The following is a 5,024-nucleotide window of genomic DNA, read 5'->3' as shown; positions in this document are numbered from 1 at the left end:
CGTCGTCCCCGCTCAGGGTGCCGCGGGCGGGGGCCGCCGCGCCCGCGCCGCCCGGGCCGGCGTCGCGGACGGGAGTTCAGTGGGAGTGGTTGATCAGCACCAGGGCCGCGGCGATGACGTGCAGTCCGGCAGCGGCGGACACCCCGTAGGCGGCCCAGACCCGGGCGAGGTCGGGGGCGGTGGGCGGCGGCGCATCGTCGGAGGCGCAACTCTCCTCCGGCGGTCGCGGGTTCACCGGGGGATCGGCGCGGGCGCCACAAGGTCGGCGTGGACGACCTTCCCGAACGGGAGGAGCGTGACGCCCCAGCGGCCGCGAGTGAGCCGGTGGACCATCGCCAGGCCCCGGCCGGACGTGGCGTCCGGCCCGGCCTGGACCATCACGGGCATCGAGCGGGAACCGTCACCGACGAGGATGCGGACGATCCGGTCGGTCGGACGGCGAACGCCGACGAGAATGCGGGTCTGGCAGCAGGTCTTGAAGGAGTTGGTGACCAACTCGCTGACGATCACGGCGGCGTCGTCCACCAGGTCGTCCAGGCCCCATTCCCGCAGCGTCGCCGCGACGAACCGGCGGGCAGCGCCCACCGACTCCGGCAGATAGGGCAGCAACAGCTCCGCTGCCGTCGACACCGACATTGAGTTGGTGTCGGGAGTCGCGCGACTCTCCGTCGAAGCGTGCTGCATGGGAACTTCCAGGACGTCGGCCTCGAACACGACCATCTCCTCTAAATGAGGTGTTTCCATGCACTCATGTACATGAGTGACGAGTAGAAGAGTGCCCGACTCCTGTACATGAGTCAACCCGTCGCGGGAGGAATCTCGCGACGGGTTGGGATAGTTGATCGTTAGTCAGTCATGCGCGGGAAAGCGATAGTCGAGAACGAACTGGTCGGCCGCCATGACGGTGTCGCACACCTCCACCACTCGGCCATCCGCGGTGATGGCATCGCGAACGAGATGGATCACCGGCGCGCCGGGGCTCAGGGTGAGCGCTTTGGTCTCCGGCTTGGTCGCGAGTCTGGCCCGTACGGACTCGGTGAACTCGACGAGGGAGTGGCCGTGCTCTTCGAGGCGGGCGTAGATGCCGCCGCCACCGGGGTTCTCGGCGAAAACCTCAGGGATGTCCTTGACCACGTCCCACGGCAGGTATGACGTGGCCTCCTCGGTGGGCACCCCATCTCGGAAGTACCGGCGTTTGCGGGCCAGCACCTGGGTACCGGCGGGAAGTCCCAAGCGATCGGCGATCTCGGGAGGTGCTGCTGTGGGGCCCACGAACAGCACGGTCACGGACGGGATGCCGCCGGAGGTCTCTGCCTCTGCGAGGTACGCGGCCTTGCCGGCGTTGCGATGGGCGCGGCGGAATCGGTCCGCAGACTTGCGCTGAACCGGCGGGCGGGAGCGGACGAACGAGCCTCGACCATGGTGCGTCTCGATGAGCTGAGTCGTTCGGAGTTCGGCGATGGCCTTGCGAACTGTCCCGGATGCGACTCCGTACCGCTGCATGAGCTCGGCCTCGCTGGGCACGGTCGCACCGGGAGCGAGAACGCCCGACTTGATCTGCGCGGCAAGATCAGCCGCGATCTGCAGGTACTTCGTCGTGGCCGACGAGGCCACCTCACTACTCGCCATAGTCCTTCAGGGCTCCTATCCTCCTGCACATGAGTAACAGCGCCGGGAAGTTCCAGTCAACGCCGCTCCACTCGGTGTCCGTCGCGGGGGTGGTGGTGCGGGAGGACGGCCGGGTGCTGGCGATTTGCCGGGCCGACAACGGGGCTTGGGAACCTCCGGGTGGCGTGCTGGAACTGGGCGAGGCCATCGAGGACGGCGTGCGACGCGAGGTCTACGAGGAGACCGGGGTCAAGGTCACCGTCGAGCGGCTGACCGGCGTGTACAAGAACGTAAGCCGAGGGATCGTCGCCCTCGTCTTCCGCTGCCGACCGGAGAGCGGCACCGAGCGGCCCTCGGACGAGTCGGTCGAGGTCGACTGGCTCACCCCGGCCGAGGTCTCCGACCGCATGGCCGAGGTCTATGCCGTACGCATCCTGGATGCGCTTCGGGACGACACAGCGCCGAGTATCCGAACCCACGACGGCCGACACGTGCTTTGACGACGTCGATCCGTCTGCTGCCCGATCGGCACCGATATCACTTCCACCCACAGCACGCGATAGGTGGTTTTGATGCGGGACGGCAAGCACAAGGAGTGATGGCTTGGATGTTCGATGTCAAGCGATCGTGGTCAGGCTTGGGGTGGTCGCCGAGGCGCCCGCTGTAGGGTCGAGCCGTGGCAACTCTGGCGCTCTTCGACATCGACAAGCAGGCGCTGCCTGAGGTTCCCGCGGAAGCAGTCGAGCATGGCGAGGTCTTCACCCGCCCTTGGGTCGTCGAGCTCATCCTCGATCTGCTCGGCTACACGCCGGACAAGGACCTCACACAGCTGAGGGTCGTCGAGCCTGCTTGTGGTGCAGGAGCGTTCCTCGGCGTGATCGCTTCGCGGATCAGCGCCTCATGCCGAGCCCACGGTCGTTCGATCACCGACTCGGTGAACGCCGTCCAGGCGTTCGACCTGCTCGGGCGCAATGTGGCCGAGAGCCGTGGAGTCGTCGAGCAGCGGCTCCACGATGACGGCTGGGAGCGGAGTGATGCTCGGAAGGTTGCCTCCTACTGGGTGAAACAGGGCGACTACCTTCTCCAGGCCGATGCCGAGCACCATGCGGATTTCATCGTCGGCAATCCCCCCTACATCAGGCTGGAGGATGTCCCCGACGATCGGATGGATGCCTACCGCAACGCCTGCTCCACGATGGGGGGCCGCGCCGATATCTACATCGGCTTCTACGAGGTGGCACTTCGGAGTCTGCAGCCAGGGGGACGGCTCGGTTTCATCTGCGCAGACCGTTGGATGAGGAACCAGTACGGTCGTAAACTCCGCCAGCTGGTGACCAGGCAGTTCAGTATGGATCTGACGCTGGTGATGCACGACGTGGACGCCTTCCAGGAGCAGGTTGCGGCGTACCCCGCGGTCACGATCATTTCCCGCCAGGCGCAGGGTGGCGCGGTTGCCGCCGATACGACCCGCGCGTTCGGGGAGCCGGAAGCCCGTGACTTCCTCGCCTGGTACGAGGCCGAAGGTCGGAAGCCGATCGCCACGGCCTCCTTTCAGGCGGCACCTCTGCCGCACTGGTTCCCTGGCGAGGACTCCTGGCCGGCGGCCTCACCTGCCAGGCTCGCCGTTCTTGAAGACCTCAGCGACCGGTTTCGGCTGCTGGAGGACAAGACCACGGGGACACGCGTCGGCATCGGTGTCGCGACCGGTGCGGACAAGGTATTCATCACCGATGATCGCGAACTGGTCGAGCCGGACCGGCTCCTGCCTCTGGCCATGGTCCGAGACACCACCAGCGGTTCCATCGACTGGAGCGGGTCCTGCCTGGTCAATCCGTGGAACTCCCAGGGCGAACTCGTCGATCTTGCTGCCTATCCGAAACTCGCCGCCTACTTTCGCCGACACAGCGGCGCCCTGCGTAAGAGGTATGTCGCAGTCAAGCAGCCCGACCGTTGGTACAAGACCATCGACAAGGTCGACCACAGACTGACGAGTCGGTCGAAACTCCTCGTCCCGGACATGAAGCTGACGATCCATCCGGTGCTCGACGAGGGGAAGTTGTACCCTCACCACAACCTGTACTTCATCGTCTCGGACGTCTGGGACATGCGCGTGCTTGGCGGCCTGCTCCTCTCCAAGGTGGCCGAGGCGTTCGTGGAGGCATACGCGGTCAAGATGCGTGGGGGAACGCTCCGCTTCCAGGCGCAGTATCTCCGCAAGATCCGTGTGCCGGACCCGGCGGCCATTGCCGATGAGGACCGTGCTGCCCTGGCAGACGCCTTCGACAAGCGGGACGTGAGGGCGGCCACCGAGGCAGCACTGCGTGTCTACGGGCTTACCGAGCTTCCCGATTAGGAGGAACCGACCTTGACGGTCAGCCGCCAGGACTTCGAGGACGCCGTCGCGGCGTACTGGGGTGTCAAACAGGCTCAGAACGAACAGTCGGTGATCAAGGCCGCAGTCGGCGCCGGCACCGCGGGTTCCGTCAGAGGCGGCAAGCACTTCGATTCCATCGCGGCCCTCCTGGCGAAGTTCTTCCTGGAAGCGGGCTACCCGCGCGAGAGCATTCGGATCGCCAAGTCCCAGCGTCTGGAGCTTCCTGGCTACTACAGGCCTCAGAAGCAGTGGGACGTCGTCGTCACCTATGAGAACACGCTGGTGGCTGCCTTCGAGATGAAGGCCCTGGGCGGGCCATCTTTCGGCAACAACTACAACAACCGGGTCGAGGAGGCCCTCGGCAGCGCCGTCGACCTTCGAAGGGCGGCGCTGGCGGACCTCTACCCCGGGGAGAAGCCCTGGCTCGGTTATTTCTTCATCATGCAAGACGAGGAAGGATCGAGGCGACCCGTGAAGCCGGCTGAGGGGGCTCTCCCGGTCGAAGGCGTCTGGCACGGCAAGTCCTACCAGGAGCGGTTCGGGATCTTCTGCCAGCGGTTGATGACCGAGCAGCTCTACGACGCGGTCTGCTACGTCACGTCGTCCGCGACTGACCCGAAGCCGAACGAGCCGGTTGCCAGTCTGGATTGGAGGCACTTCTCTGCCGCCATAAACGCGCGGATCGGCTACTTGCAGGAACTGGGACTGCCGAGGCCGCACTGGCCTCACAGCACGCTGTTCGGGGACGTCTCCCAAGGCTGATCCGCGTGAGCGATGCGGGCGCGCACCGTGTAGCACGTGCCGGGTCGGGCGGATCGTAGGTCAGGGGGAAGCGTCCTGACCTGAGGGGTTTGTCGCCAGGTGATCGATGGCGGCAGCAATCAACACGAACACTCCCGGGCTCGGGAAGCCTGGGTCGGGATACGTGGGGGGGGGCCCCCCCCCGGGGGGGGGGGGTGTGAGAGGATGGAATTATGATTGGCAGGGGTGGGGGGGGTGGGGGGGGGCGGGGGTGGGGGGTGTGGAGGAGGGAGTGAGACGC

General features: G+C 66.1%; 6 protein-coding genes. 3 read left to right on the top strand and 3 right to left on the bottom strand.

The features are described 5' to 3' along the window. Positions 1-76 precede the first annotated feature (76 nt). From ACFV6D_RS06175 to ACFV6D_RS06165, 3 genes are all read right to left on the bottom strand, one after another. On the bottom strand, positions 77-235 hold the full coding sequence (locus ACFV6D_RS06175) for a hypothetical protein (protein ID WP_380427277.1): 159 nt from the start codon (positions 233-235) through the stop codon (positions 77-79). Continuing rightward, the gene (locus ACFV6D_RS06170) at positions 232-714 is read right to left on the bottom strand and encodes an ATP-binding protein (protein WP_380558658.1); all 483 of its coding nucleotides are present in this window, start codon (positions 712-714) and stop codon (positions 232-234) included. Before ACFV6D_RS06170 ends, ACFV6D_RS06175 begins: the two co-directional genes overlap by 4 nt. Positions 715-849: 135 nt before the next feature. Further along, positions 850-1,629, bottom strand: a complete 780-nt coding sequence (locus ACFV6D_RS06165) for a GntR family transcriptional regulator (RefSeq protein WP_380558655.1) — start codon at positions 1,627-1,629, stop codon at positions 850-852. A gap of 17 nt (positions 1,630-1,646) precedes the next feature. Between ACFV6D_RS06165 and ACFV6D_RS06160 the strand changes: the two genes are divergently transcribed. The 3 genes from ACFV6D_RS06160 to ACFV6D_RS06150 all read left to right on the top strand — a co-directional run bounded on the left by ACFV6D_RS06160 (position 1,647) and on the right by ACFV6D_RS06150 (position 4,744). Beyond that, complete coding sequence (locus tag ACFV6D_RS06160; protein ID WP_380558676.1) at positions 1,647-2,108, top strand: NUDIX hydrolase; 462 nt, start codon at positions 1,647-1,649, stop codon at positions 2,106-2,108. A 176-nt stretch (positions 2,109-2,284) separates the two neighbouring features. Next, a complete protein-coding gene (locus tag ACFV6D_RS06155) occupies positions 2,285-3,961 on the top strand; it encodes an Eco57I restriction-modification methylase domain-containing protein (RefSeq protein ID WP_380558652.1) in 1,677 nt (558 codons plus the stop codon). 12 nt (positions 3,962-3,973) lie between these two features. Beyond that, entirely contained in the window at positions 3,974-4,744 is a 771-nt protein-coding gene (locus ACFV6D_RS06150) for a PaeR7I family type II restriction endonuclease (RefSeq protein WP_380558649.1), read from the top strand. The last annotated feature ends 280 nt before the right edge of the window (positions 4,745-5,024 follow it).

This window comes from Kitasatospora sp. NPDC059812 (assembly GCF_042732075.1).
Taxonomy (GTDB): Bacteria; Actinomycetota; Actinomycetes; order Streptomycetales; family Streptomycetaceae; genus Kitasatospora.
The sequence above is the reverse complement of the archived record's forward strand: the minus strand, read 5'-3'. Positions and strand labels throughout refer to the sequence as shown.